The organism is Streptomyces noursei ATCC 11455 (assembly GCF_001704275.1).
Taxonomy (GTDB): domain Bacteria; phylum Actinomycetota; class Actinomycetes; order Streptomycetales; family Streptomycetaceae; genus Streptomyces; species Streptomyces noursei.
Window position 1 is genome coordinate 8,507,514 of the sequence record NZ_CP011533.1, and the last position, 25,170, is coordinate 8,532,683.

Annotated in this window: 26 protein-coding genes and 3 pseudogenes; 24 read left to right on the forward strand and 5 right to left on the reverse strand. The window is 68.6% G+C overall.

Going from position 1 to position 25,170, the window contains the following annotated elements:
• Positions 1–335 precede the first annotated feature (335 nt).
• From SNOUR_RS36170 to SNOUR_RS36190, 5 genes are all read left to right on the forward strand, one after another.
• Positions 336–761, forward strand: a complete 426-nt coding sequence (locus SNOUR_RS36170; RefSeq protein WP_067355620.1) for a DUF485 domain-containing protein — start codon at positions 336–338, stop codon at positions 759–761.
• Entirely contained in the window at positions 758–2,386 is a 1,629-nt protein-coding gene (locus SNOUR_RS36175; protein ID WP_067355622.1) for a monocarboxylic acid transporter, read from the forward strand. Before SNOUR_RS36170 ends, SNOUR_RS36175 begins: the two co-directional genes overlap by 4 nt.
• 80 nt (positions 2,387–2,466) lie before the next feature.
• Positions 2,467–4,422: an acetate--CoA ligase gene (gene acs, locus SNOUR_RS36180; RefSeq protein ID WP_067355625.1), complete on the forward strand. Its 1,956-nt coding sequence runs from the start codon at positions 2,467–2,469 to the stop codon at positions 4,420–4,422.
• A gap of 226 nt (positions 4,423–4,648) precedes the next feature.
• Entirely contained in the window at positions 4,649–5,725 is a 1,077-nt protein-coding gene (locus tag SNOUR_RS36185) for a hypothetical protein (protein WP_079143092.1), read from the forward strand.
• 182 nt (positions 5,726–5,907) lie between these two features.
• Positions 5,908–6,891: a hypothetical protein gene (locus tag SNOUR_RS36190; RefSeq protein WP_312634838.1), complete on the forward strand. Its 984-nt coding sequence runs from the start codon at positions 5,908–5,910 to the stop codon at positions 6,889–6,891.
• A 224-nt stretch (positions 6,892–7,115) separates the two neighbouring features.
• Here SNOUR_RS36190 and SNOUR_RS49605 read toward each other — a convergent pair.
• Positions 7,116–7,316: pseudogene (locus tag SNOUR_RS49605) on the reverse strand (IS630 family transposase); the annotation flags it as partial.
• A gap of 80 nt (positions 7,317–7,396) precedes the next feature.
• On the opposite strand from SNOUR_RS49605, the gene SNOUR_RS36195 reads away from it, so the two are divergent.
• Positions 7,397–7,873 (forward strand): hypothetical protein, encoded by a 477-nt coding sequence (locus SNOUR_RS36195; RefSeq protein ID WP_067355627.1) that lies wholly within the window; start codon positions 7,397–7,399, stop codon positions 7,871–7,873.
• A gap of 363 nt (positions 7,874–8,236) precedes the next feature.
• Positions 8,237–8,548, forward strand: coding sequence for a TfoX/Sxy family protein (locus SNOUR_RS36200; protein WP_067355629.1), 312 nt, complete (start codon positions 8,237–8,239; stop codon positions 8,546–8,548).
• Positions 8,549–8,634: 86 nt separating this feature from the next.
• Here SNOUR_RS36200 and SNOUR_RS36205 read toward each other — a convergent pair whose 3' ends face one another.
• Positions 8,635–9,669 carry a helix-turn-helix transcriptional regulator gene (locus SNOUR_RS36205; RefSeq protein WP_067355632.1) on the reverse strand — a complete coding sequence of 345 codons (1,035 nt, stop codon included), beginning with the start codon at positions 9,667–9,669 and terminating at the stop codon, positions 8,635–8,637.
• 123 nt (positions 9,670–9,792) lie between these two features.
• Here SNOUR_RS36205 and SNOUR_RS36210 point away from each other — a divergent pair, with 123 nt between their 5' ends.
• The 5 genes and pseudogenes from SNOUR_RS36210 to SNOUR_RS36225 all read left to right on the forward strand — a co-directional run bounded on the left by SNOUR_RS36210 (position 9,793) and on the right by SNOUR_RS36225 (position 13,121).
• Positions 9,793–10,575, forward strand: a complete 783-nt coding sequence (locus SNOUR_RS36210) for a VOC family protein (protein ID WP_067355635.1) — start codon at positions 9,793–9,795, stop codon at positions 10,573–10,575.
• Between the two features lie 243 nt (positions 10,576–10,818).
• Complete coding sequence (locus SNOUR_RS36215) at positions 10,819–11,766, forward strand: SDR family oxidoreductase (RefSeq protein ID WP_067355637.1); 948 nt, start codon at positions 10,819–10,821, stop codon at positions 11,764–11,766.
• Positions 11,767–11,904: 138 nt separating this feature from the next.
• Positions 11,905–12,267, forward strand: a pseudogene (locus tag SNOUR_RS49330) (MmcQ/YjbR family DNA-binding protein); the annotation flags it as partial.
• Positions 12,268–12,334: 67 nt separating this feature from the next.
• Positions 12,335–12,700, forward strand: a pseudogene (locus SNOUR_RS36220) (VOC family protein); the annotation flags it as partial.
• 13 nt (positions 12,701–12,713) lie between these two features.
• On the forward strand, positions 12,714–13,121 hold the full coding sequence (locus SNOUR_RS36225; protein ID WP_067355642.1) for a VOC family protein: 408 nt from the start codon (positions 12,714–12,716) through the stop codon (positions 13,119–13,121).
• A 111-nt stretch (positions 13,122–13,232) separates the two neighbouring features.
• On the opposite strand, the gene uppS is transcribed toward SNOUR_RS36225, so the two are convergent.
• Positions 13,233–14,009: a polyprenyl diphosphate synthase gene (uppS, locus tag SNOUR_RS36230; protein ID WP_312636203.1), complete on the reverse strand. Its 777-nt coding sequence runs from the start codon at positions 14,007–14,009 to the stop codon at positions 13,233–13,235.
• Between uppS and SNOUR_RS48690 the strand changes: the two genes are divergently transcribed.
• Genes SNOUR_RS48690 through SNOUR_RS48700 form a run of 3 tightly spaced genes read left to right on the forward strand, consistent with a single transcriptional unit; the run spans position 13,999 to position 14,983 of the window.
• Entirely contained in the window at positions 13,999–14,403 is a 405-nt protein-coding gene (locus SNOUR_RS48690) for a MarR family winged helix-turn-helix transcriptional regulator (protein WP_312634841.1), read from the forward strand. The genes uppS and SNOUR_RS48690 overlap by 11 nt on opposite strands.
• Positions 14,334–14,825 (forward strand): methyltransferase domain-containing protein, encoded by a 492-nt coding sequence (locus SNOUR_RS48695; protein WP_312636205.1) that lies wholly within the window; start codon positions 14,334–14,336, stop codon positions 14,823–14,825. The genes SNOUR_RS48690 and SNOUR_RS48695 overlap by 70 nt, the downstream gene beginning before the upstream one ends.
• Before the next feature lie 35 nt (positions 14,826–14,860).
• Positions 14,861–14,983 (forward strand): hypothetical protein, encoded by a 123-nt coding sequence (locus SNOUR_RS48700; protein ID WP_312634842.1) that lies wholly within the window; start codon positions 14,861–14,863, stop codon positions 14,981–14,983.
• On the opposite strand, the gene SNOUR_RS36240 is transcribed toward SNOUR_RS48700, so the two are convergent.
• A complete protein-coding gene (locus SNOUR_RS36240; RefSeq protein ID WP_067355645.1) occupies positions 14,984–15,181 on the reverse strand; it encodes a transposase in 198 nt (65 codons plus the stop codon).
• A gap of 95 nt (positions 15,182–15,276) precedes the next feature.
• Between SNOUR_RS36240 and SNOUR_RS36245 the strand changes: the two genes are divergently transcribed.
• Both SNOUR_RS36245 and SNOUR_RS36250 read left to right on the forward strand, forming a co-directional pair.
• Complete coding sequence (locus SNOUR_RS36245) at positions 15,277–16,488, forward strand: Gfo/Idh/MocA family oxidoreductase (protein ID WP_099055749.1); 1,212 nt, start codon at positions 15,277–15,279, stop codon at positions 16,486–16,488.
• Between the two features lie 411 nt (positions 16,489–16,899).
• Positions 16,900–17,349 (forward strand): nitroreductase family deazaflavin-dependent oxidoreductase, encoded by a 450-nt coding sequence (locus SNOUR_RS36250; RefSeq protein WP_067355647.1) that lies wholly within the window; start codon positions 16,900–16,902, stop codon positions 17,347–17,349.
• A gap of 605 nt (positions 17,350–17,954) precedes the next feature.
• On the opposite strand, the gene SNOUR_RS36255 is transcribed toward SNOUR_RS36250, so the two are convergent.
• On the reverse strand, positions 17,955–18,410 hold the full coding sequence (locus tag SNOUR_RS36255) for an ATP-binding protein (RefSeq protein ID WP_079143095.1): 456 nt from the start codon (positions 18,408–18,410) through the stop codon (positions 17,955–17,957).
• Positions 18,411–18,556: 146 nt separating this feature from the next.
• Between SNOUR_RS36255 and SNOUR_RS36260 the strand changes: the two genes are divergently transcribed.
• The 7 genes from SNOUR_RS36260 (at position 18,557) to SNOUR_RS36295 (ending at position 25,083) form a co-directional block, all read left to right on the forward strand.
• Positions 18,557–19,039, forward strand: coding sequence for a MarR family winged helix-turn-helix transcriptional regulator (locus SNOUR_RS36260; RefSeq protein WP_079143647.1), 483 nt, complete (start codon positions 18,557–18,559; stop codon positions 19,037–19,039).
• Positions 19,040–19,171: 132 nt separating this feature from the next.
• Positions 19,172–20,410, forward strand: a complete 1,239-nt coding sequence (locus SNOUR_RS36265) for a cytochrome P450 (RefSeq protein WP_312634851.1) — start codon at positions 19,172–19,174, stop codon at positions 20,408–20,410.
• 35 nt (positions 20,411–20,445) lie between these two features.
• On the forward strand, positions 20,446–20,655 hold the full coding sequence (locus SNOUR_RS36270; RefSeq protein ID WP_067355652.1) for a ferredoxin: 210 nt from the start codon (positions 20,446–20,448) through the stop codon (positions 20,653–20,655).
• The gene (locus tag SNOUR_RS36275; RefSeq protein WP_312634853.1) at positions 20,652–21,857 is read left to right on the forward strand and encodes an NAD(P)/FAD-dependent oxidoreductase; all 1,206 of its coding nucleotides are present in this window, start codon (positions 20,652–20,654) and stop codon (positions 21,855–21,857) included. Before SNOUR_RS36270 ends, SNOUR_RS36275 begins: the two co-directional genes overlap by 4 nt.
• Before the next feature lie 706 nt (positions 21,858–22,563).
• Positions 22,564–24,048, forward strand: coding sequence for an FAD-dependent monooxygenase (locus tag SNOUR_RS36285; protein ID WP_079143096.1), 1,485 nt, complete (start codon positions 22,564–22,566; stop codon positions 24,046–24,048).
• Between the two features lie 97 nt (positions 24,049–24,145).
• A complete protein-coding gene (locus SNOUR_RS36290; protein ID WP_067355659.1) occupies positions 24,146–24,550 on the forward strand; it encodes an MFS transporter in 405 nt (134 codons plus the stop codon).
• Entirely contained in the window at positions 24,526–25,083 is a 558-nt protein-coding gene (locus SNOUR_RS36295; RefSeq protein WP_067355662.1) for a cysteine hydrolase family protein, read from the forward strand. Before SNOUR_RS36290 ends, SNOUR_RS36295 begins: the two co-directional genes overlap by 25 nt.
• Positions 25,084–25,170: the final 87 nt, after the last annotated feature.

The following is a 25,170-nucleotide window of genomic DNA, read 5'->3' on the forward strand; positions in this document are numbered from 1 at the left end:
GGAACGGCTCGCGACGGACGGCGGCCGAGGGATCTTTCGGTGCGCTTCCCCGTACGGCGATCCCTTAATCCTTCGGTACGGCCCGTCATGCATCGTGGCCGATCCAGCCCCACACTTTGGCTGGACAAGGGTCATGCGACCGGGTGCCGTGCGGCACCGCGCGTCAGTCGGAAGCCGGCTCATGCCGTCCCGTACTCCGCGCCGACCCGAGTCCCTCTGCCGTTCACCGACCGGCGGGGGAGCCGGTTCACCGTCGCCGTGAACCGGCCGGCGCCAACCGCCCGTGGCCAGTCCGGCTGCCGGGTCACACCGAAGTCCCACCACTGGAAAGGCACATGACCACGCACGCCTCCCCTCCCGGCAGTTCCACGGCCGGCAGCACGGGAACCCCACCCGCTACTGACGACCTCACCGCCGCGGTGTTCCGGACGACGCAGCAGGGCGAGCCGTTCCGCCGGCTCCGGCGCTCACAGCGGGTGTTCGCCGCAGTGGCGACCACCGCGGTGCTCAGCCTGTATCTGCTGTACGTCCTGCTGTCCAGCTACGCGCCGGGCCTCATGGCCGGCAAGGTCGTCGGCAATCTGAACGTCGCGCTCTTCCTCGGACTCGCCCAGTTCGCTGCGACCTTCCTCGCCGCGTGGCTCTACTCGCGGCATGCGAACCGCCGGCGGGACCCGCTCGCGGAACAGATCAAGGACGACATCGAGCAGGCCCGGATCCGCGCGCACAGCCACATCGTGGCGGAGGGGACCGCGGCATGATCACTCAACTCGGACAGACGGCCCTGGCCGCCCCGGCTGCGGGCGGCGGCCGTTGGCTGACGATCGGCCTGTTCCTGGCCGTGGTGGCGGCCACCTTGGGCGTCACCCTGTGGGCGAGCCGGCAGACCAAGGGCACCACGGACTTCTACACCGGCGGCCGCTCGTTCTCCGGATTCCAGAACGGCCTGGCGATCTCCGGCGACTACATGTCGGCCGCCTCGTTCCTGGGCGTCACCGGCCTTATCGCACTCTTCGGGTACGACGGGTTCCTGTACTCCGTCGGCTTCCTCGTCGCCTGGATCCTGGCGCTGGTCCTGGTGGCCGAACCCCTGCGCAACACGGGCCGGTTCACCATGGCGGACGTGCTCGCCTTCCGGCTGCGTCAGCGGCCGATACGTACCGCCGCGGGCATCTCGACCATCGTGATCTCCGTGGTCTACCTCCTCGCGCAGATGGTCGGCGCAGGGTCTCTGGTGGCCCTGCTGCTCGGCATCTCCGGTGACGCGCCCAAGAAGTGGATCATCCTGGGCGTCGGCGTACTGATGATCCTCTACGTCGTCGTGGGCGGCATGAAGGGCACCACCTGGGTGCAGATCGTCAAGGCCGGGATGCTGATGGTCGGAACGCTGGTGCTGACCGTTCTGGTCATGAGCAAGTTCGGCTGGAACCTCTCCTCGCTCCTCGGCTCGGCGGCCGAAGCCAGCGGCAAGGGCCACGCCTTCCTCTCGCCCGGCCTGAAGTACGGCGCCGGCCCCACCACCAAGCTGGACTTCATCAGTCTCGGTGTCGCGCTGGTCCTGGGCACCGCGGGCCTGCCGCACATCCTCGTCCGCTTCTACACGGTGCCGACCGCCAAGACCGCCCGGACCTCGGTGAACTGGGCGATCGGCCTCATCGGCGTCTTCTACCTGATGACGCTCGTGCTGGGCTTCGCCGCGGCGGCGCTGGTGGGGCACTCGACGATCAAGGCCGCCAACCCGGCGGGCACCACGGCCGCGCCGATGCTGGCCGAGGCGCTCGGCGGCGGCCCCGGAACCACCCTGGGCGCCACACTGCTCGCGGTGACCTCCGCAATCGCCTTCGCCACGATCCTGGCGGTGGTGGCCGGCCTCACCCTCACGTCGTCCACCTCCTTCGCCCACGACCTGTTCGCCCACGCCGTGCGCAAGGGGAAGGCGAGCGAGCGCGAGGAGATCAGAACGGCGCGGTTCGCCGCGGTCGGGATCGGCATGGTGGCCGTCGTCCTGAGCATGTTCGCCGACAAGCTCAACACCGCGGCGCTGGTGGCACTGGCCTTCGCCATCGCGGCATCGGCCAATCTGCCGACGATCCTCTACAGCCTGTTCTGGAAGAGGTTCAACACCACCGGCGCGCTGTGCAGTATCTACGGCGGCCTGGTGGCCTCGGTGGTGCTGGTGCTCTTCTCCCCGGTCGTCTCCGGCACGCCCACGTCACTGGTGCCGGGTGCGGACTTCCACTGGTTCCCACTGGAGAACCCCGGCCTGGTCTCCATCCCCGTCGGCTTCCTGGCCGGCTGGCTGGGCACCCTCGCCTCCCGTGAGACCGACCCGGACAAGTACGCGGAGCTGGAGGTGCGTTCCCTCACCGGTGCCGGCGCGCACTGACCCCCGAATCGGCGACGCCGTCGCCACGCAGCACACCACTTGGTCCCCACCCTACGAACGACTCCAAGGAACAGCACATCGTGAATGACGAAAGCCTGGCGAAACCTCTCCATGAGGAACGGCGGTTCGCCCCGCCGGCCGCCCTGGCGGCGGTTGCCAACGTCACCGCCGACAGCTACGAGAAGGCCGCCACCGACCGGATCGGCTTCTGGGCGGAGCAGGCCCGCCGTCTCAGCTGGACGGTGCCGCCGACCGAGACGCTGGACTGGTCCGACCCGCCCTTCGCCTCATGGTTCGCCGACGGCCAGCTCAATGTCGCGTACAACTGCGTCGACCGGCATGTGGAGAACGGCCTGGGCGATCGGGTCGCGATCCACTTCGAGGGCGAGCCCGGAGACAGCCGTACGATCACCTACGCCGAGCTGCAGCACGAGGTCGCCCAGGCCGCCAACGCGCTGGAGGAACTCGGCGTGGTCGCGGGCGTCCGGGTCGCGATCTACCTGCCGATGATCCCCGAAGCGGTCATCGCCATGCTGGCCTGCGCACGCCTGGGCGCCCCGCACTCGGTCGTCTTCGGCGGCTTCTCCGCCGAAGCGGTCGCCGCCCGCATCCAGGACGCGGACGCCCAGCTGGTCATCACCGCCGACGGCGGCTACCGCCGGGGCAAGCCCTCCGCCCTCAAGCCGGTCGTCGACCGTGCGGTGGCGAAGTGCCCCACCGTCGAGCACGTCCTGGTGGTGCGCCGCACGGGCGAGCCGACCGCCTGGGACGGGGACCGGGACCTGTGGTGGGACGACGTGGTGGGCCGCCAGTCCACCGAGCACCACCCGCAGTCGTTCCCGGCCGAGCACCCGCTGTTCATCCTGTACACCTCCGGGACGACGGGTAAGCCCAAGGGCATCCTGCACACCACCGGCGGTTACCTCACCCAGGTGTCGTACACCCACCACGCGGTCTTCGACCTCAAGCCGGAGACCGACGTCTTCTGGTGCACCGCGGACATCGGCTGGGTGACCGGTCACTCGTACATCACCTACGGCCCGCTCTCCAACGGCGCCACCCAAGTCCTGTACGAGGGCACCCCGGACACCCCGCACCAGGGCCGCTTCTGGGAAATCGTCGAGAAGTACGGTGTCACCATCCTCTACACCGCCCCCACCGCCATCCGCACCTTCATGAAGTGGGGCGACCACATACCGGCCGAGTACGACCTGTCGTCACTGCGCCTGCTGGGGTCGGTCGGCGAACCGATCAACCCCGAGGCATGGGTCTGGTACCGGGAGCACATCGGCGGCGGCCGATGCCCGATCGTCGACACCTGGTGGCAGACCGAGACGGGCGCGATGATGCTCAGCCCGCTGCCGGGCGTCACGGCGACCAAGCCCGGCTCGGCGCAGATGCCGCTGCCCGGAATCGCCGCGACCGTCGTGGACGACAAGGGGCACGAGGTCCCCGATGGCGCCGGCGGCTACCTCGTCCTGACCGAGCCCTGGCCGTCCATGCTCCGCACGATCTGGGGCGACGACCAGCGCTACGTCGACACCTACTGGTCCCGCTTCAAGGGCAGGTACTTCGCCGGAGACGGTGCCAAGAAGGACGAGGACGGCGACATCTGGCTGCTCGGCCGGGTCGACGACGTCATGCTGGTCTCCGGCCACAACATCTCCACCGCCGAGGTCGAATCCGCCCTCGTCTCCCACCCCGCGGTCGCCGAGGCCGCGGTGGTCGGCGCGAGCGACCCGACCACCGGCCAGGCCATCTGCGCCTTCGTCATTCTGCGCAACAGCGCCTCGGAATCCGACGCCCTCGCAGAAGAACTCCGCACACACGTCGCCCGGGAACTGGGCCCGATCGCCAAACCCAGGCGCATCCTCACCGTGACCGCCCTGCCCACCACGCGCTCGGGCAAGATCATGCGCCGTCTCCTCCGCGATGTGGCGGAAAACCGCACCCTGGGCGACGTCAGCACCCTCACTGATGCCTCGGTCATGGATCTCATCCAGGCCAAGCTCCCCACCACCCCGGACGAGGACTGACGACCGAAGCCCCGGCCGTCAACAAGCGATAGCGAGGCCCCGCGGGGGATGTGAGCCCCGCGCGGGGCCTCGCGTCGCGCAGCGTCACGACCGACGGCGCACCGGCCGCACTCCTGCCGAGCATCGGGCCGTCCGACAATGACGACCGGAGAGTCCCACGATGGATCAAGAAGCACACCGCTTTCACCTGAAAAAGTTCGTCATCGCAGGCTGCGGAGCCGTCCTGATGGCAGCCGCCATCTCCCTTCCCCTGCTCTTCTCCGGCGGGGCCAGTGCGGTCGCCAAGAGGATCTGCCTGACCGGCTCCCTCCACTTCGACCACCAGTCAGCCGAGAGCGGACCCGACAAACCGTGGAAGACCAAACCGGTACGCAACGCCAACGTCGAACTGTGGGGACGGGAGCAGGCGTTGGGCAGCGCGCGGAAGCTCAACACCCAAGCCCTGCTCACGGATGTCACCGACGGTGGCTTCCGGGCGTGCTACACCCCCGAGGCCACACGGTCGATGGACCAGATGTGGGTCCGGGTCTCGGCGGAGAGCAGCCGGCTCTGGAAGGTGACCAACGGGTCAGGAGCCACCTTCACCTGGAACTCTCCCGTACAGACCGCTGTATCGGCCAGCAGACGGTTGGGAACCATGAAGCCGCAGTTCGGTGACATGCGCGCCTGGCACGCCTTCGACACCGCGAACGAGCTGTGGTGGAAGCGTGACAACCCCAAGAGCAACTGCTGGAGCGCGCGCGAGACCGACGGCAACACATGCACCGAACTGACCATGCAGTGGGACTCATCGGCACCATCCGACGCCTTCTACGACACCCAGCACAACACCGTCCACCTGGCCGGCGCCGTGCCCGACTCCGAACACACGGTGCTGCACGAGAGCGCGCACTTCCTCCAACACAGGCTGTTCGGCGGCTGGTTCCCCCGGATCACCCACTGCAGCCCGCACTGGGTCAACAAGGCGAGTTCCGAATCCTGCGCATGGGCGGAAGCCTTCGCCGACTCGGCCGCCGCCTACGTCCTGGGTGACTACCACTACGTCGGCGACAACGGAATATCCATCAGCTTCGCCCACGACTCCACGTATGACGACGGTGACTCCGTCCAGGGCAACGTGGGCGGCTCACTGCTCGACCTGTGGCGCACCGTGGACGGCGGCACGTGGAACCGCACCATCGCGCTGCTGAGCACCCACCACGTATCCACGTTCCGTGAGTACTTCACGCTGAGGTCTTCCACAAACCTCGAAACCGGCGGCATGGCACATCGGATTCTGCAAAACCACACCATCAACTACTGAGCATGCCGGTCCATCCCGCACCGCACAACGTGCCTTCGCTGGTCCGGGCGGCGCATCCATGTGCTCACACCCTGTGCCCACACCCACTGACGAACGCTCTTATCTTTCACTTAGAACCTTCCCCTAGCGTCTTGTTCATGAAGACGCAACGTGGTGCAGCCGGATCTGTTGTCCTCACGGCCGTGGCCTTGACAGCCACCGTCGGGGTAGCCGTCGCGGCTCTCGCCCCCGGCAAGGCCGCCGCCTCGGTGTCCCCCGGCAAGGTGACGGACAATCTGTACATGTCGCTCGGCGCCTTCGAGGATGCCACGTCCGGCGAGGACCCGAAGGTCAAGGCCATGATTGATCGTTCGGATATCGGCGGCGTGCAGGTGGTGGTGCCCTGGAAGGCCCTTGAGGGGAAGAAGGGGGAGTACAAGTGGTCGCGGCTGGACAATGCCCTGAGGTATCTCCAGGAACGCCACAAGAAGCTGTTCGTCCAGGTTCAGGATCGGTTCTTCGATGTCGCCATGAAGGACGCCAATGTCCCCCAGTACGTGAAGGACGAGGGCGGGGTCGCGCCGACGATCGACGAGAACCCCGACAACCCCACCACACACGGGGCCATGGTCGCGCAGTGGAACAAGGACGTGCGGACGGACTTCCAGGCCCTACTGAAGGCGATGGCGGCCAAGTTCGACGGCAAGCTCGCCGGGGTGAACCTTCCGGAGACCGCGGTCGAGGTGGACACCAAGACCGATCACACCAAGTACACCTCGAAGTCCTACATCGACGCCGAGATCGACAACATGCGCTTCGGCAAGAAGGTCTTCACCAAGACGCAGTTCATCCAGTACATCAACTTCCTGCCGGACGACGACGACCACAAGCGCATGAAGGAAATGTTCGACCTTGCCAGGGACAAGAAGATAGGCATCGGAGGCCCGGACACCCTGCCGGACCGGCCGTACCAGATGGAGAACTCCTACAAGTTCCTCCACGCATACAAGGACTCCCTCCCCCTCGTCGCGATGGCCGTCCAGGAACCCGACATCAACGCCAAGGACCCCAAGACCGGCAAGCCGTACACCCGCGAACGGTTCACGGACTTCGCCCACGACTACCTCGGTGCGCGCCACATTTTCTGGACCATCGAAGCAGACTGGCTGCAGAAGCCCGCAGCATGACACGTGGTGCGTGCTGACGCGGTTCTCGTACTCGCGGCGGGCCTTGCGCGGGGCCGGGACCGCGGGGGTGCCTTCGCCGCCGTCGAGCGGCGGGCAGCGGTCGAGGAGCTCCCGGTGCACGGCGGGGACGGCGCTTACGCGCAGGGTGTGTAGCCCTGGCCGCGCCGTATGGTCACCCCTTGGCCGAGCGCGGCGCGCTCGGCGGCCCCCAGCTATTGAGGTTTTCAGGGTGGGGTCGGGGTTGTGAGGGGCAGGTCGGTGGCGCTGAGGCAGCCGTCGATCAGGCGGGGGTGACGCTGGATTCTGCGTAACTCGCGGCGGAGTCCATGGTCGAGGCGGTCGGGTGTGGCGAAAGCGGTGTTGGCCATTGCTCTGCGCACGAGGGACCAGACGGCCTCGACGGGTGGCAGTGGCGATGATGGCGGTCGGCCCTTTCCTGCGGGGGCGTGGGATTGTGCTCACCGGTGAAGGAGCTGATACGGCGACCCTGGGCGGCCATCCGCCAGTGAGCTCCCAGGAGGAATTCGACGACGGCATCCTCGCGGAAGCGGCCAAATACTGCACCGACCGCCGGCCGGCCGTCGACATCGGCGAGGTCGTGGACGCCGGAGCACCGGCCCGTTGGTGCCGCACCATGCAGCATTCGGGTCTGCTCGCCATCACCCGCCGGATCGATTACCGCGCGATATGGCGCACGGATGGTGCGGGCCGGACGTGGGACAAGGTGCCCTTGCGGATGGCCGCGGCAGCACTCGGTGTACCGGAGGAGGTGGTATGGCGACCCAAGTCCCCTATCCAAAGGTCGTCCGGGATCCTTGATGCCATGCTCACTGCAGCCTGCGAGCAGGCGCGTGAACTTCCCGGTACGGAGTGGGGCCCGCGTCCCAGTGCACAATGGGCCCCGCGTACGAGCCAGGAGGCATCGGAGATGGCTGCCGTCCAGTTCTGGCTCGCAGCTCAGCTCATGTCCGACGCGGAGTGATGGGGGAGGGCTGGGCCAGCAGGAGGGAGTTGACGCCCCCTGTCTCTGTGCGGATTTCCTGCAGCACTCTGAAACCCTCAAGGTCGGCTGGATTGACGGGAAGACGCAGAGCTGTCTGCAACCCGCGCGCACCCCGCGCTGAAAGGATGGCATCCGGAGGCGGGACAGCGGCGAGGGCCCGGGAAAAGGCACGCTTTTTGAGAACTCTGACAACCCTCTACGCACCCTTCGCCGAGACATCCCGTGATGAGGAAGGCGTGGGCGATGCCGGAGGGCGGGTGCTGGAGGGTATGGCCGCTCGATCGCCGCGCGGCTCTCCCGTCGTGGCGGCCTGGCGCGCGTCGCTCCACGGCTCACGACGAGGTGTTGGCGGAGAGAGTTCGGGAGAAGTTGGAGGCTACCGAGCCGGTCACGGTGAAGAAGATGTTCGGCGGGCTGGTCTTCATGGCGCAGGGCAACACGGTGGCCGGTGTGGTGGGCGACGAGTTGTTCGTGCGGGTCGCGCCGGAGGACGCCGTGGAGGCCCTGGCCCGGCCCGGTGCGCGGCCGTTCGAGGTCAAGGGCCGGGTGTCGAAGGGCTGGCTGCTGGTGGCGGGAGAGGCCCTCGATGACGACGTCCTTGACGACTGGCTGCATCTGGGCTGGGAGGCCGCCGCCGAACTACCGCCCAAGTAGGCCGGGCGGTTCGTCCGCCGTGACGAACCCGGCCCGGTGCACGGTGGTGATGCGGGCGGCGGGCCGGGCGGCGGGTGTGCGTGCCGTCAGCGGTTCACGGTGCCGTCGGTGCCGTGCTGGTCCGCGCCGTGCTTGTCCGTCCCGTCGCGGGGTTGGGCGAGGGCGCGGGCGGTGCGGAGCAGCAGTTGTCCCAGTTCCTCCAGGTGTGGGGCGAGTTCGGCGGGGCCGTTTACGGTGCTGCCGGGGTCGAGGTGGAAGAGCTGGGCGGCGAGGTGGCGGGGGTCGTCGGCGGTGAGGTCGAGGGTGCTGGTGTGTTCGTCGACGGGGCGGACGCGGTCGGGGAGGGTCCCGGGGCGAGCGCGCAGGGTCTCGGCGTCGAGGGGCACGGTGGCCGTCAGGGTGTAGGGGGCGGGAGCGGCGGCGATGCGTGCGGCGAGGAAGGCTGCCGCGTTGGCGGCGGGCAGGGGCCGTGGGGTGACGCGGCGGCCGGTGGGGGCCGGGTCGGTGAGGCGGTCGACGCGGAAGGTGCGCCAGTCGGCGCGGTCGGTGTCGTAGGCGACCAGGTACCAGCGGTCGCCGGCGACCACCAGGCCGTGCGGTTCGGCGCGGCGCCGTCCCACCGCGGCGTCACTCTTGGACGCGTAGGTGAACGTGACGACCTCATGGTCGCGGCAGGCCGCGGCCAGGGTCGCCAGCGCGGAGGGGTCGGCCTGCGGGCCGCCGGCCCAGGGCACGGGGACGGTGGCGGTGTGCAGGGCCGCGACATGGTGGCGCAGGCGGGCGGGCAGGACCTGCTCCAGCTTGGCCAGGGCGCGCACCGCGCTCTCCTCGATACCGCGCACGCCGCTGGTGGCGGTGCGCAGGGCGACGGCGATGGCGACGGCTTCCTCGTCGTCGAGCAGGAGCGGCGGGAGGTCGGTTCCGGCGGCCAGGCGGTAGCCGCCGGCCTTTCCGGTGGTGCCGTGGACGGGGTAGCCCAGGTCGCGGAGGCGGTCGATGTCGCGGCGAATGGTGCGCAGGGTGACACCGAGGCGTTCGGCGAGGTCGGCGCCGATCCAATCGCGGCGCATCTGCAGCAGGGACAGCAGGCGCAGCATCCGGGCGGGAAGGTCCTGGGTCATGCCTTTCAGCCTGCCAGGCAATGGTGACGTGAGGTGTCCTAAAGGGCTCCTACGGTGGCGTTCAAGCCGGGAGAAACCCCTCTGCTTCTCCCGATCCTGTGAAAGCTCTGAAAGGAAAGCGCCATGGAACTGTCCTGCCTCGACATGATCTCCGGGTTCGAGATCGACACCGCTGACGCCAAGGCCGTTACGGACTTCTACGGCCCGCTGCTGGGCTGGACCTTCGCCACCGAACCCGGCTACGGTGCCGACGGCTCCACACGCATCCGGATCACCGCCCCGGGCGCGGCCGCCCCGATGGGCCTCATCCGGCAGCACGCCACCGGCGGCAAGGAAGCCACCAGCCTGCGCGTCCTCTCCGATGACGTGGCCGCCGACGCGGCACGGCTGGAGAAGCTGGGCGCCACCGTGATCGCCTCGGCCGCCCCGGATAGCGACCGAACCGTCCGCGCCCGCGTGACCGACCCGCGCGGCAACGTCCTCACGCTCGTCTCTCGCACCGGCGCCCAGGAGGCGGAGCAGGGGCCGGGCCGGCCCCAGCCGGGCGCGTTCGCCAGCTTCGAGATCGGTACCACCGACGCCGAGGCGACGCGGGCCTTCTACGCCCAGGCGTTCGGCTGGCGCTTCGAGCAGGACCCGGGGTCGGTGAGCACGCCGTACTTCAGCATCTTCACCGGCCCGGCCCCCACCGGCGGCATGCACGACTACAGCGCGGTTGCGGACGGCGCGGAGTTCGCCATGCCCACGTTCCTGGCCACGGACGTGCCCACCGACGTCGCCAGGGCCCTCTCGCTCGGCGGAGCGGTGGAGTACGGCCCCGAAGCCACCGCCTACGGCCTGGTCTTCGCCCGCCTGACCGACCCGCACGGCAACCGCTTCGGCCTCTTCACCATGCCGCAGGGCTGAGCCGACCAACGGGACCCATACCGGGGCCGGCGGGCCGTGTGGATGGGGTTCTCCGGATTCGGCGGTTGCCTGTTCCGATCGCGGCAATGTCCGGCCGGCATCGAAGTCGGTGACGTTGAGCAAGCCCCGGCAGGCGGAGCACTTGGGTGAATGTCGACGGGCGCGGCAAGCAGGACAGAAAGCGCCCTATATCCGCCTCATACTCCCCTCCATGACTATCGACGCAAAAAAGGAGCTAATGCCGTGAAGGCGCAGAAGAGTCAGAGTGCGGGTGGGGAGAAGGTGCTGGCCGGAAAGGTGGCGCTGGTCACGGGGGCCAGTCGCGGCGCGGCCCGTGCTGTCGCCGTCGAACTCGGCCGGGCCGGGGCCACCGTCTATGCGACCGGCCGCACCACCCGCGGCACGGTCAGCGAGACGGGCCGGCCGACGGAGACCATCGAGCAGACCGCCGAGCTGGTCACCGCCGCCGGCGGCGAAGGCATCGCCGCGGTGGTCGATCACCTCCAGGCGGACCAGGTTCAGGCGCTGGCCGAGCGCATCGACCGGGAACAAGGACGGCTGGACATCCTCGTCAACACCATCTGGGGCGCGGAGCACCTCGTCGAGCGCGGCAAGAAGATGTGGGAATGCGACCTGGACAAGGGCCGGCGCATGCTCCAGCTCGGCATCGAGACCTACTACGTCACCAGCCACTACGCCCTGCCCCTGCTGATCCGGCGACCCGGCGGACTGGTCGTGGAACTCACCGACGGGACCGAGGAGTTCAACCGCAGCCACTACCGCGCCCCCTTCGCCTTCGACCTCGCCAAATTCGCACCCTTCCGGATGACGTGGGCACTGGCCGAAGAGGTGAAGGAATACGGCTGCACGGCACTCGGTCTTGCTCCGGGCTGGATGCGCACCGAGGCGATGCTCGACGCGTTCGGCATCACCGAGGAGAACTGGCGCGACGGCTGCACGGTGGACTCCACCTTCGCGATCTCCGAGACCCCCGTCTTCACCGCCCGCGCCGTCACCGCACTCGCCACCGACCCGGACGTGGCACGCTACAACGGCCAATCCCTGTCCGTCGGCACACTGGCCAAGGAGTACGGCTTCACCGACGCCGACGGCTCGGCCCCCGACTCCGTCCGCTACTTCCAGGACTTCATGCGGACCGGACAGGCGCCGAAGGCCGACGACTACCGCTGAACGCGGCGCCCGGGAACCCGATGCAGTCACGACGCGCTCCTACGCGCCGCGGGCCGGGTTCCGGGCGTCGCGCATCCCACAGTGTGCCGCCACGACGCGTCATCGCCGCCACGACGCCGCGCGGGCCGGCCCCACTGCGTGGCAGCGCGCGCCACCCGCCGTGAGCCGGCCCCAGCCACCGGCCCGTACGAAGGACGTAACCATGCCCCCGAAGAAGTCGCGGCGCTCGCCCTCGCGTTGCCGGAGGTGACGGAGGAAGAACCGTGGGGCCCCAGCAGGCCCGTCTACAAAGTCGGCGGCAGCATCTTCGTCATGCTCGCGGCAGCGACCAAAGCGCACCCCGAGCAGGTAACCGTCAGGTGCGAACCCCACCTCGCCCTGCACCTGTGCCAACAACACACGGCAGTTCGCCCGTGGTACCAAGGGCGCCGGTGGCACTGGATCACCGTGCACCTGGACGAAGGCACCGTGCCCGTCGAAGAACTCACCGAGATGCTCCACCACGCCTGGGAATGCGTGGTGGCCGACCTGCCCCCGCCACCCGTGAACGGCTGCACAACCTCCGCCACGGACAGCAGCGACGTCCCTGAGGCGCCAACGTGTGGGAAGAAGGGCTTGGCCTCAGGACGAACTCGCCTGCCACATGGACGTCACGTTCTACGACGTCGAGGCGGCGCAGAAGCGGCTCCTGGAACTGGGCGCCACCAAACCCGCCCACCAGCCGGGCGGGGACCACTGGACCGTCCTGCTCGACCTCTCCGGCCAGCCCTTCTGCATCAGCAGCGCCCGCTGGCACAGCCGCTCACAGCGGCTGCTCTCACCGGGACGGCGGCCCCCGGAGTGCACCCCCGCCCCGACCGGCGGAGAAGGGAACCCCGGAGTGCCCGCCGTATGCCGGCCCCCGCGCTCGCACCCCGGCGAAGGCCGCACCTGACCATGGAGGACTCATGCCGTTCGCTCCCTGCCTGAGCGTCAAGGACACCGCCGCCAGCATCGCGTTCTACAAGAAGCTCGGCTTCGACGTCGATTCCAGCACCGCCAGCCCAGGGGACGACATTCACATGCTGACCTACCAGGGCGGATTCTGCGGGATGCTCTACAGCAACGCCGACCTGAAGAACTGGCTGCCCGTCCTGGCGGACACCCCCATCGGGTTCGCCGGCATGTTCTACCTTGCCGTGGACAACTTCGACGCCGCCCACGACCACATCGCCGAGCACGCCGAGATCATCAAGGACACCGACACTGACCACACCGGCCAGCGCATGTTCTACTTCCGCGACCCCGACGGCTACGTCATCGGCATCAACGACCAGGCCGCCCTTCAGGCCAGCGACCTCGGCAAATACGCCTGAACCAGGGGAAAACCCGGCCTGCTCGCCGACCACGTTGGGCGGATCCGGTGGCTCTTGCCGACACTGCCCGGCACGATCAACGACTTCAAGATCATTCATGGCGGGCTCTTCTCAGGCGCCGTAGCGGCGCTGTCGGGCGGCGTACGCGCGTACGGCACGCAGGAAGTCGATCTCACGGAATGCCGGCCAATACGCCTCGCAGAAGTACAGTTCTGAGTAAGCGCCCTGCCATAGTAGGAAGTTCGACATGCGCTGCTCTCCGCTGGTGCGGATGACGAGGTCTGGGTCCGGCTGGCCGGCGGTGTACAGGTGGCGGGCGATGTCGTCCGCGGTCAGGTGGGCGGCGAGGTCCCGCAACGGCCTGTCGGTCTCCGCCTGCTCGTACAGCAGATCCCGCATGGCGTCCACGAGTTCCTGGCGGCCGCCGTAACCGACGGCGAGGGTCACGTGCGCCCCTGTGGGGCACTCCCGTGTGACCTCGACTGCCTCTTTGAGGGCGCGGGCAGTGGTGTCGGGCAGCGTGTCGAGCGCTCCGGCGATATGCACCTGCCAGCACGGCAGCGGCCGGGCGAGGTGCCGGGTCAGGACTTCCTCGATCACCTGCATCAGGAAGGCGACCTCGGCGTCGCCGCGCCGTTGGAGATTCTCGGCGGAGCAGACGAACACAGTGACATGCCTGATCTGGAGGGCCTCGCACCAGGACAGCACGTTCTCGACGTGCTCTGCACCGTACTTATGGCCGAGGCTCGGGTTCCCGATACCTCGTTGGCGCGCCCAGCGGCGGTTGCCATCCATGATCAGTCCGATGTGCCTGGGCAGTTCCCCGCCCTGGAGTTGTCGGCGAAGTCGGCGGGCGTACAGGGCGTAGAGGGGGTCGGTGACACGCACCATCGAAGCCTTTGAGCGGATGACCGGCGAGAGACTCGGCCGCGGCAGCCTGTCCAGCGCGTTGACACGGCTGCGCGGCAAGGGATTGATCGAGTATCTGGACGGAGAGGGCAGGCGACGCCCGATGCGTCTGACCTTTGCCGGCCGCGAGATGCTCAAAGGCGAAATCGAGGTCCTTGCCCAGGTCGCGGGGCGCATCTTCGAGGCCGTGGTCCCCGACAAGATCGCCACCAGGATCGGCTCGCCACCACCGATCTCGCGCACTCCTACAAGCAGGCCGTACTCGACACGCTGGCCATCCAACCAGGCCACCTTGTCCTGGACCTGGGCTGCGGGCCGGGCACCGACCTCGGTGCGCTGGCACGTGCAGCAGCACCCGCAGGGATGGTTCTAGGGGTCGACTCCGACCCTCAGATGGCCCGTCAGGCGCTGACCCGCGTTGCCGGCCTGCCGCACGCCGATGTGCTGATGGCCGACGTGCATACGCTGCCGCTGCCCCCTTGCTCTGCGGATCGGGTGCGCACCGACCGCGTGCTCCAACACGCTGCCGACGTTCCTGGGGTTCTGGCGGAGGCGCGGCGGGTCCTGCGTCCTGGCGGCCGATTCGTCATGGCCGAGCCCGACTGGGACTCACTCGCCGTCGACCACCCGGACCTGGATGTCGCCCGGGCGTACACCCGCCATATCACCGACCGGATCGTGCGCAATGCCATCGTCGGGCGGCAGCTGCCTCGGCTGGCCGAGCAAGCGGGATTCGCCGTCACGTCAGTCGTCCCGGTCACCTCGGTCTTTCGCGAAGTCCGTTCCGCCGACTAGGTTCTCGGTCTCCAACGCAACACCGAGAGCGCGCCGTGGCCGCCGGCTATCTCACCCGTCGGCAGGCCGAAGGGTGGCTGGACCACCTCGTACGGAGTCCGTTCTTCGCTGCGGTGACGCTCTATGTCGTCACCGCGGAGGCCCCCGCGCAGACCTAACTAAAGGGCGACGTTGGCCTGTCGGTTCCCGCCTTGGTCGAGCCGTCGGCGTTGGTTCTTGCCGGAGGAGTGTTCGACTGGGCTGGCGCCGCACAGGGCCACGAGGGACGCCTCGTCGCGGAGGCGGTCGTGGTTGTCGCCGGCGGCTATGAGCAAGATGGACGCGCTGTCCGGGCCGACGCCGGTGAGTCCGAGCAACTGCGGGTTGTTGGCCTGGATGAACGCCGCGATCCGGCGGGTGAGCGCGGTGGCCTCGGCATGTAGCTGAACGTGAAGCTTGGACCGTGTCCTCCATGGCTATTGGCCGTTCTGAGGTGAGAAAGCAGGCGGTCGCGAACACTGGGGTGCACTTGACGTCCATTTCCCCTCTTGGAGGGCTGATTCGTGTCGGTGTCGTAGGTCTGAGCGCGAGTGGCGGTTGGGCGGCCACCGCCCATGTGCCGGCGCTGGCCGGGCTCGACGGATATGAGTTGCGGGCGCTGAGCGCCAGCACCGTCGAATCGGCTCGTGCCGCCGGCGAGAAGTATGCGGTGCCGCTGACCTTCGACAGCGCAGAGGAGCTGGCCCGCAGCGAGGAAGTCGACCTCGTGGTGGTGACGGTGAAGGTTCCGCACCACCTGGAGCTCATCCGACCCGCGCTGGAAGCGGGGAAGATGGTGTTCAGCGAGTGGCCGCTCGGTGCCGACCTCGCGCAGGCCGAGGAGCTGGCCGACCTCGCGCATTGCAGGGGTGTGCTCACAGGAGTCGGCCTGCAGGCCCGGTCGGCTCCGCCGCTTCGGTATCTGCGGGACTTGGTCGCCGAGGGCTACGTAGGGCGGGTGCTGTCGACCAGCATGCTCGGGTCGGGCTGGATCGGGGGCGCAACTTACGACGACAGCCATGCGTATGTGCTGGACGTCACGAGCGGCGCCACGCTGCTGTCGATTCCCTTCGGGCACTCGGTCGACGCGCTGACCATGGTGCTCGGGGAGTTCCGCGAGGTGTCGGCTCTCATCGAGAACCTGCGCCCGGAGGTCACCCACGTCACGAGCGGGGCGGTCGCGGCCAAGAGCGCAGAGGACCAGATCGCCGTCACGGGGGTGCTGGAGTCGGGGGCCGTGGCCGCGGTGCACCTCCGCGGTGGGACGTCCCGCGCCACCGCGTTTCATTGGGAGATCAACGGCACGGAGGGCGATCTCGTCGTCAAGGCCGACCAGGCTCTGTGGTTCCAGGGGCGGCTGCGGCTGTACGGCGCCCGAGGAGGGGAGGGCGCCTTGACCGAACTTCCGGTTCCCGCTCGCTACCAGCGGTCGCTGACACAATGGACCGAGCGATCCGCCGAGCCCGCCTGCAACGTCGCCCACGAGTACGCGCTTCTGCGCGACCAGATCACCGGGAGCCTTGGGCCAGATGAGGACGGCGTTCCCGACTTCCGGCACGCCGTCCGGCGGCACGGCATGCTGGAGCGGATCAGAGAAGCGGCACGCACCGGACGGAAGGTCGCACTCGCAGGCCAAGGCGCGTAGGCCCGAAGCGAGAAAGGTCCTGAGGTCGACCGTTTCGCCCTCGGCGAGGATGCGGTAGGCCGTGGCGACTGAGGGGCGATTGCCCTGGTTCTTGCCCGAGGTGATGCCAAGCTTCTGGGCGATCTACGAAACCGGCCCCGGAGCCCGATGGAACTGCCGTTGGCACCTAGGCGATGATCTTGTCGGCTACTCGGACCTTGAGCTCTGGAGTACCTGGGCCTGGAGGCGTTCGCGAAGGTCGGCTTCCTCGGACGTGAGTGGGTCCTCGGAGCGATGGCCTCAGGTGAGAAGCCGGACCCGACCGCGGGCAGTGCATCCACCTGCGAGGTCACCCCTGCCCGGAATGTCTGATGCGCGCACCGGCGTTGGAGCTTGGTGCGAGAACATTCCTACGACGAGGGGACGGATGCCATGCCTCTCGAGGGCGAGTATGAACCCAGCACGACGCAGTGGGTGCGCGAGCAAGTGGAGGTGTACGAAAGCTCCGGCGGCACCAAGGGGACGACACTGTGGGACACAGGGCGGGCCGTGGTGGTGCTGACCACCCGGGGCGCCAAGAGCGGCAAGATCCGCAAGGCGCCGGTGATGCGCGTCGAGTACCACGGGCGCTATGCGGTGGTCGGCTCGTTGGGCGGATCCCCCAAGCATCCGCTGTGGTACTTCAACGTCAAGGCCGATCCGCACGTCGAACTCCAGGACGGCCCCGTGAAGCAGGACATGATGGCCCATGAGGCCGCCGGCAAGGAGAGGACGGAGTGGTGGCAACGCGCGGTCGCCGTCTTTCCGAGGTACGCCGACGTGCAGAAGAGGACCTCGCAGGAGTTCCCGGTGTTCGTTCTGGAACCTTTCGTCGGGCAGTGATCCCGGGCCGTCTCGGGGCCGTTGGAGGACGCTCAACGATGACGAACGTTTGACAGATGTCATCAGCTCAAGGCAGGTCAGCGCATTGATCAAATAGGGGCCGCCGGTCTGGGCGGCCCCCTCATTGCCTTGGCTACCGAGTGCCCCTCAACACGGCTTGACGCCGCCCGTTGAGGCTCCACCGACCGCGTGGGCAGAAGAGCTTCGAGTCGGCTCGCCAGCTTCTGCCGGGCGGCCGACGTACGGGCTGCCCGATTCTCGCCGGCTGCTCCATAGGGGGCGTGACACGACCGCGAGCGCCCACCCTGCTTCCACGCGTGGCCAGGGCCTCGGCTTGCAGGCACCGGCACTTCGAGTTCCTCTCGCAGAGCGGACACGAGGACGAAGTGGGGGTGTGGTATTGCACCTCAGAAGTGCCTTGCATGGCATGCCGGTTTCGAGAGGTCTTCTGCGAGCGGCGACCCGCGGAAACGTGATCACCTTCGAGGCAATCGTAGAACTCTCACAGACGACCATTTGTGGGATTCGCTGTGCTCGACGGCAGCCGCCGCTCCATGCGACGGCTGGTGCCGTCATCCGGCGCAGCCTGCTGCCGCGCGGTCGAGTCAGGGCGCGCTGGTGACGTCGGCCCAGTGGACGGCGCGTCCGGCTTCCTCACGGTGGCCGTGCGCGGCGGTGAGCTGATCGACAATCTCCAGTCCGCGGCCGTGCTCGTCAGGGGTGCAGTTGGCTGCCCAGTCGCCGTCCATGGCGGCGGGGCCTCCGTCGGACACCTCGATGTGCACTCGCTGAGCGCCCGGGTCGTGGCTCAGTCCGAAGTTCAGTGGAGGCTGGGCATGCTCCACGGCGTTGGTGACGAGTTCGGAGACGGTCAGAAGGACCGAGTCGGCTGCGTCCTCGGCGACGCTCCACTGAGCCAGCAGCTCTTTGGTGATCTTGCGGGCCTCTCCAGCGGCTTCCGGGTCGTGCGCGAGGGTCCATGTGTCGACTGATGCCGACGGACTCCGAGCAGGGCCTGTGCGAGGGGGTGCCTCTGGGGCGTAGGTGCAGGTCACGGTCATCACCTTCCTTCGGGCGCCGCCGTGGCGCCCTGGTTGTGACCAGAACCCCTGAGGGGCTACGGCATTTATATCACCCTTCTATATAGGATGTCTATATAGATAGAGAATATAGACATCCTATATAGAAGGGTGATATAGGTATGGGTATGGATGAGACACCTGAAGAGGGTCACCAGGAGGTGGCGACGGCGCTGAACGAGCTGGCCACCGGACTGGTCAGGCACCTCCTGTCGGGCCGGCAGAGCATGAGTCTGACCACCGCCTCGACGCTCAGCAGACTGGAGCAGGAAGGTACGATCCGGCTGACCGCGCTGGCAGCGGCGGAGGGCATCGCCCAACCGTCGATGACCGCCCTGGTGCAACGGCTGGAAGACCAGGGCCTGGCCACTCGAGTGGGCCATCCCGAGGACGGGCGGGTCCGCCTGGTTGCCATCACGGAAGCCGGGCGAGAGCTGATGGCCGAGCGCCGGCGCACGCAGAGTGCCCGGGTGGCCGGCATGCTGGCCGCGTTGCCCGAGCAGGACGTGCGGGCGCTCGGCGAGGCCATGCGCACGGCCCTGCCCATCGTCCGGCGGATGATCCAAGCCGCCCCACAACCCCGTATTTCCAGCGGCGAATCACCCTCCTGATCCTCCTGGCTGCGCTCTTCGGTGTCTCCTCCAGCAGGCGGGACCTGCTCCGCTGCCACGTCGCGCCCCACGCGCGCCGGGCTCGGTCCCGGTACTGCCCCCATATCCGACTTCCGGAAAGGGCGGAGAACCATGAGCACCAACGCGGCACCCGGCACCGATATGCCATCGGCGCAGGTACCGGACTACCCCATGACCCGGGCTGCCCGCTGCCCCTTCGATCCGCCGCCGGCCCTGCGCACCCTGCAGGACCAGGCTCCGATCAGCCGGGTGCGGCTGTGGGACGGCAGCAGCCCGTGGCTGGTCACGCGCTACGAGGACGTACGGGCTCTACTCGCCGATCCACGGATCAGTTCGGACAGCGACCTCCCGCACTACCCCCATCTGAGCCCGGCCCAGAAGGAGCGCCGGAGGCAGTCGCGGACCTTCATCAACATGGACGATCCGGAACACGCCCGGCTTCGCCGGATGGTGACCGCGGCCTTCTCCATCAGGCAGGTGGAGGCGCTGCGGCCTGCCATTCAGAAGATCGTCGACGGCCTGATCGACACCATGCTCGCCGGGCCCAAGCCGGTGGACCTGGTGCAGGCGTTCGCGTTGCCGGTGCCGTCACTGGTGATCTGCGAGCTGCTCGGCGTTCCGTATGCCGACCACGACTTCTTCCAGGCCAACAGCAAGATCCTGATCAAGACCACCAGCACCGTGGAGCAGGCGCGGGTGGCCACACAGCAGCTGCTCGACTACCTGGACCAGCAGATCGGCGTCAAACTCGCCCACCCGGCCGACGACGTGCTCTCCACGCTGGCCGAGCGGGTCAGGGCCGGCGAGCTCTCCCGGCATGAAGCGGCCGGCATGGGGATGCTGCTGCTGACCGCCGGGCACGAGACCACCGCGAACATGATCGCGCTGGGCACCCTGGCCCTGCTGCAGAACCCGGACCAGCTGGCCCGGCTGCGCGAGAGCGATGATCCGAAGCTGGTCGCTTCGGCGGTCGAGGAACTCCTGCGCTACCTCACCATCCCGCACAGCGGACGGCGCCGGGTGGCCCTGGAGGACATCGAGGTCGGCGGCGTGACCATCCGCACCGGCGAGGGCGTCGTCCTCGCCAACGACGTCGCCAACCGCGATCCCGCGGCCTTCCCCGACCCCGACCAACTGGACATCGACAGCAATCCCCGCCACCACGTGGCTTTCGGCTTTGGCGTCCACCAGTGCCTGGGCCAGCCGCTGGCCCGGGTGGAGTTGCAGGTCGTCTACAGCACCCTGTACCGCCGCATCCCCACGTTGAAGCTGGCCGTGGATCTCGACGAGGTCCCGTTCAAGCACGACGGGGCCGCCTACGGCGTCTACGAACTGCCCGTCACCTGGTGAGCGCGGCCAAGTGCCGTGCAGGAAAGGAGCATCCGATGAAGGTGATCGTCGACCAGAACAAGTGTGTGGCCTCCGGTCAGTGCGTGCTGACCGCGCCGGAGGTGTTCGACCAGCGCGAGGAGGACGGCATCGTCGTCCTGCTCGCCGAGAACCCTCCTGAGGGCCTCGCCGACGACGTCCGGCAGGCCGTCGCCCTCTGCCCGGCCCAGGCCATCTGGCTGGAAGAACAGGAGACGAAGGAGTGAACCGGATCGTCATTGTGGGAGCCTCGGCCGCTGGCCTGACCGCGGCCGAGACCCTCCGCCGCCGCGGCTGGGACGGCACACTCACGCTGATCGGTGAGGAATCCCGTCCGCCGTACGACCGGCCGCCGCTGTCCAAGCAGATCCTGACCGGCGCCTGGGGGCCCGCACGTGCCACCCTGCGCTCCCAGCCGGATCTCGCGCGGCTGCGGGCCGGCCTGCGGCTCGGACAACGCGCCGTCGCCCTGGACGTCCCGGGCCGCCGGGTGAGCCTGGAAGGCGGCGAGAGCATCGGCTTCGACGCCCTGGTCATCGCCACCGGTGTGGCTCCCCGGCGCCTGCCCGACGGCGATCTGGCCGGAGTCCACGTTCTGCGCACGCTCGACGACGCGATCGGCCTGCGCGCCGCGCTGCGAGCCGGGCCCCGGGTGGTCGTGGTCGGTGCCGGATTCCTCGGCACCGAGGTCGCCGCGGCCGCCCGGGCCATGGGCCTGGACGTGACCGTGGCCGAACCGGAGCCGGTCCCGGTGCGGCGCCCGTTCGGGAACCGGATCGGTGCGCTCGTCGCCGAGTTGCACAGGGACCACGGAACACGCCTGCGTTGCGGAGTGCCGGTACGCCGGCTGCGCGGCGCCGGCGGCCGGGTGACCGGAGTGGAACTCGGCGACGGCACCACGCTGCCGGCCGACGTCGTCGTCATGGCCCTCGGTGCCGCGCCCGCGACCGGCTGGCTGGAAGGTTCGGGCCTGCGGCTGGGAGACGGGGTGGAGTGCGATGCGTATTGCCAGGCGGCACCCGGGATCTACGCCGCCGGCGATGTCGCCTCCTGGCCCAATGCGCACTTCGGCACCCGCATGCGGCTGGAGCATCGGATGAACGCCACCGAACAGGCCATGGCCGTGGCCGGCAACCTGCTCGGCGACGCGACTCCGTTCGCTCCTGTGCCCTACTTCTGGACCGACCAGTACGACACCAGGATCCAGGCGTACGGGATCTTCCCGCCGGACGCGGAGATGCGGATCGTCTACGGCGACACGTCGGACGGCCACTTCGCCGCCGCCTACGGGCACCACGGGAGGGTGGTCGGCGTACTCGGCTGGAACGCACCTTGTCAGGCACGCACGCTGCGCCGTCTGGTCGTCGACCGCGCTCCCTGGACGACTTTCGCGGCCACACAGGCACTCAGCCCGGCAACCGTGAACTGACCCGCACGTCCCACAGGTAGCAAGTCGGGAGGACTGCCGGTGACCACCGACAGGCACGCCCTCCACAGAGCCCGAGGTCGCCCACCGGCGTGAGTGGGGATCTCGCGAGGCCGGGACGAGTTCAGCGCTGGTGACCATCACTCGATTCCGAGGGGTTGATGCCCAGGTCCTCACGCATGAGGCGACGCATCTGCGCCATGGCCTTGCATCGCCGCTCTATCAGGGACGCGTCGGCGGCGGCGCCGACGGCCACTCCACGGGCATAGGCATCGTGGATCGCGCGCAGGCAGTGGAACGCCTCGTTCCCCCCTCCACGACCTGCGGCGGGCCCACGAGCCAGAGACGTTCGCTCGCCGTGCGGATGCCGGTGCCGCGCACGGCCTCCCGCACCGCTGCGTCGTGGGAGCCGTCGATCACCGCCCTGGAAGTCAACGCACAGCCGGTCCGACCAGCGGCTTGGGTGAAGTTCGCAGGGCCGATTCATCGAGGGGGCTCGGGTCTCGGGCGTGCGGTGGAGACAAGGCCGGGCGGGTGCGCAGTGCGTGGGCGGGTTGCATCGCTGGTGGCCATACGGGTGGTTCTCGTGTCGTGCCCGGCCGGAGTGACCGATCGGCCCGGGGCGTCTCACGCGAGACTGTCAGGGGGGAGACCGGGCGCCTGACGAGTGGCTCGGCGAACTGCCAAATCAACGAAGGACGCCGACGGCATGGCCTCTTCTCCCACGGCCTCACTGGCCACGCAGACCGATGTCCTGATCGTCGGTGCAGGCCCCGCCGGGCTCACACTCGCCGCCGGCCTCACCCAGCTCGGTGTGGACCATGTGCTCATCGAGCGTGCCGATGCGGTCCAGCCCGGCGCCAAGGCCGCCTTCGTTCAGCCCGGCGCTTTGGAGTACCTCGACCGCGTGGGTGTTGCCGACCGCCTGGTGGCCGCAGGAATTCGAGGCCGCCACTTCAGCGTGCACGACGGCGCGCGCACTCTGCTCCGTGGGTCCTACGACAACCTGGACACCCCGTTCCCGATGATGCTGCTGGTCTCCCAACAGACCACCGAGGAACATCTCCATCGCCGCCTGACCGAGCTGGGCGGCATGGTCCACCGCCGCCACAAACTCATCACCTTCAGCCCCGACTTTCCCGGTGTGACCGCCGCCGTCGCCGCGCCCGACGGCTCGGTGCGTGCCGTGTACGCCCGCTACTTGATCGGAGCCGACGGCGTTCACAGCAGGGTGCGCTCCACAGCAGGGATCGCCTTCCCCGGCAAAACACGAGAGCAGCTGTTCGCATTGGCGGATGTCCGCCTCGAACCGGGTTCGGCTTCCGCGCTCCTTGAGGACACCACCTTCTTCTTCTCCTCCGAGGGAATGCTGCTGACGTCACCGCTGGCCGACGGCCAGCACCGGGTGGTTGCGTCCGTTCCTCCCGGTTCGAAGGCGCCCACCGCCGAAGAGACCGAGACGCTGCTGGCCACCCGCGGCCCGCGGCAAGGTGGGCCGAAGGCCGTCGAAGTCATCACAGCATCCACGTACCACGTGCAAGAACGCGTGGCCGAGCGGCTCTCGGACGGCCCGGTCTTCCTCCTGGGGGACGCCGCGCACACCCACAGCCCGGCCGGCGGCCAGGGCATGAACACCGGCATCCAGGACGCCGGCAACTTGGCTTGGAAGCTCCATGCCGTGCTCACCGGGCTCGCCCCTGAGAGTCTCCTGGACACCTACCACGGCGAGCGCCATCCCGTGGCTTCCGGTCTGGTCGCCTTCACCAGCCAGATCACCTCACTCGCCACCATGCGCGATCCGGAACTGTGCCAACGGCGCAACGACACCATCGCCGCAGCCGCCAAGGCACCTGGCATCACCGACTGGCTGGCGAGGCGGTTGTCACAGCTCGACATCAGCTATGCGACCGAATGTGCGACCGAACCGGCCGACGGTACCTACCACGTCGGGCAACGCGTCTCCCCTACGCTCGTCCCGGCCGCGGGTCTCGACTGGAACCTGGCCCTGCCGAACCCCTCCACCGGACCGACCGGGAGCGGCCGAATCGGTCCTGTGAACTTCCAGTTCGTCGACGGGCTGGAGACGCCCCTCCTCATCCGTCCGGATGGCTACTTGGCCGCCCACGGGGTTCCGACCGATCCGCACACCGTGCTTGCCAACCTCGCCTCCTACCTGCCCGGCGGGCCGACGTGATGAGTCAGGCAACAACGGCGAACCCATCACCACTGCCCGCCGCGGTCCCCGCTCCTGCTTCCGCAGTCCCCCGGTGCTGAGCGGACTTGGTCAGGGCATGTTCGCCGCGCCCAACACCTCGGCGATCATTGGCAGCGTGCCGCCCGCGCGGCGCGGCGTCGCCTCGGGCATGCGCCCTGCCTTCCACAACTCCGGCACCGCCCTGTCGATCGGGCTGCCGTTCTCGCTCGTGATCGTCAGTCCGGCCGGGGCGCTCCTGAACGCGCTCGCGAGCGGCCCGCGGGCGCAGGGCGTGCCTGCGGGCGCCCCCGGTCTTCCCCGAACTCGTCTCCGGACCGTTCCACCACGTGCCGGCACCGCCTTCGGTACGGCAACGGTGATGGCCCTCGTCGCCGCGTGCGCCCCGGCCCTGCGTGGCCGCTACCGGAAGGCCGGTCGGGAAACCGGACCGGTCGACGCGATGAGAGGACGGAAGGAATGGCGCAGAACGCCCTCCTTGTGATGGATGTCCAGCGGGGCATCGTGGACCGCTTCGGCGAGGGTGCCGGATATCTGGCCCGCCTGCGCGGTGCGATCGGGGCGGCTCGCGCCGCGGAGACGCCGGTGATCTACGTGGTCGTCCGATTCCGCGCCGGGCACCCCGAGGCCAGCGCGCGCAACAAGATGCTCCGCGCACTCGGCGACGGTGTCTGGTTCACCGACGAAGACCCGGGCGCCGAGATCCACCCGGACATCGCGCCGCGACCCGCCGATCTCGTCGTGACGAGGACGCGTGTCAGCGCCTTCGTGGGCAGCGACCTCGACCTGCTCTTGCGCGCCCGCGAGATCGACGGGCTGGTCCTCACCGGCATCGCCACCAGCGGCGTCGTTCTGTCCACCCTGCGTCAAGCCTCCGACCTGGACTTCCGCCTCACCGTACTGGCGGACGCCTGCCTCGACGCCGACGCCGAGGTGCACCGGGTGCTCACCGAGAAGGTCTTCCCCCTGCAGGCCGACGTCGTCACCGTCGACGGCTGGATCACGTCGATCAAGTGACCCGTATCCCGGTCCCACCCTGTACGCTCGCTCACCAGAACGTGGCCTGACTCCCGCACCGGAAACGACTTCGACACTCGTATCCTC

Bases quoted from the DNA above. Each gene is read 5' to 3' on its own strand.
- SNOUR_RS36170 (WP_067355620.1), top strand. From the start codon at position 336: ATGACCACGCACGCCTCCCCTCCCGGCAGTTCCACGGCCGGCAGCACG.
- SNOUR_RS36175 (WP_067355622.1), top strand. From the start codon at position 758: ATGATCACTCAACTCGGACAGACGGCCCTGGCCGCCCCGGCTGCGGGC.
- SNOUR_RS36185 (WP_079143092.1), top strand. From the start codon at position 4,649: ATGGCAGCCGCCATCTCCCTTCCCCTGCTCTTCTCCGGCGGGGCCAGT.
- SNOUR_RS36205 (WP_067355632.1), bottom strand. From the start codon at position 9,669: ATGACCCAGGACCTTCCCGCCCGGATGCTGCGCCTGCTGTCCCTGCTG.
- SNOUR_RS36210 (WP_067355635.1), top strand. From the start codon at position 9,793: ATGGAACTGTCCTGCCTCGACATGATCTCCGGGTTCGAGATCGACACC.
- SNOUR_RS36225 (WP_067355642.1), top strand. From the start codon at position 12,714: ATGCCGTTCGCTCCCTGCCTGAGCGTCAAGGACACCGCCGCCAGCATC.
- SNOUR_RS36245 (WP_099055749.1), top strand. From the start codon at position 15,277: ATGGCTATTGGCCGTTCTGAGGTGAGAAAGCAGGCGGTCGCGAACACT.
- SNOUR_RS36250 (WP_067355647.1), top strand. From the start codon at position 16,900: ATGCCTCTCGAGGGCGAGTATGAACCCAGCACGACGCAGTGGGTGCGC.
- SNOUR_RS36255 (WP_079143095.1), bottom strand. From the start codon at position 18,410: ATGACCGTGACCTGCACCTACGCCCCAGAGGCACCCCCTCGCACAGGC.
- SNOUR_RS36260 (WP_079143647.1), top strand. From the start codon at position 18,557: ATGGATGAGACACCTGAAGAGGGTCACCAGGAGGTGGCGACGGCGCTG.
- SNOUR_RS36265 (WP_312634851.1), top strand. From the start codon at position 19,172: ATGAGCACCAACGCGGCACCCGGCACCGATATGCCATCGGCGCAGGTA.
- SNOUR_RS36270 (WP_067355652.1), top strand. From the start codon at position 20,446: ATGAAGGTGATCGTCGACCAGAACAAGTGTGTGGCCTCCGGTCAGTGC.
- SNOUR_RS36285 (WP_079143096.1), top strand. From the start codon at position 22,564: ATGGCCTCTTCTCCCACGGCCTCACTGGCCACGCAGACCGATGTCCTG.
- SNOUR_RS36290 (WP_067355659.1), top strand. From the start codon at position 24,146: ATGTTCGCCGCGCCCAACACCTCGGCGATCATTGGCAGCGTGCCGCCC.
- SNOUR_RS36295 (WP_067355662.1), top strand. From the start codon at position 24,526: ATGGCGCAGAACGCCCTCCTTGTGATGGATGTCCAGCGGGGCATCGTG.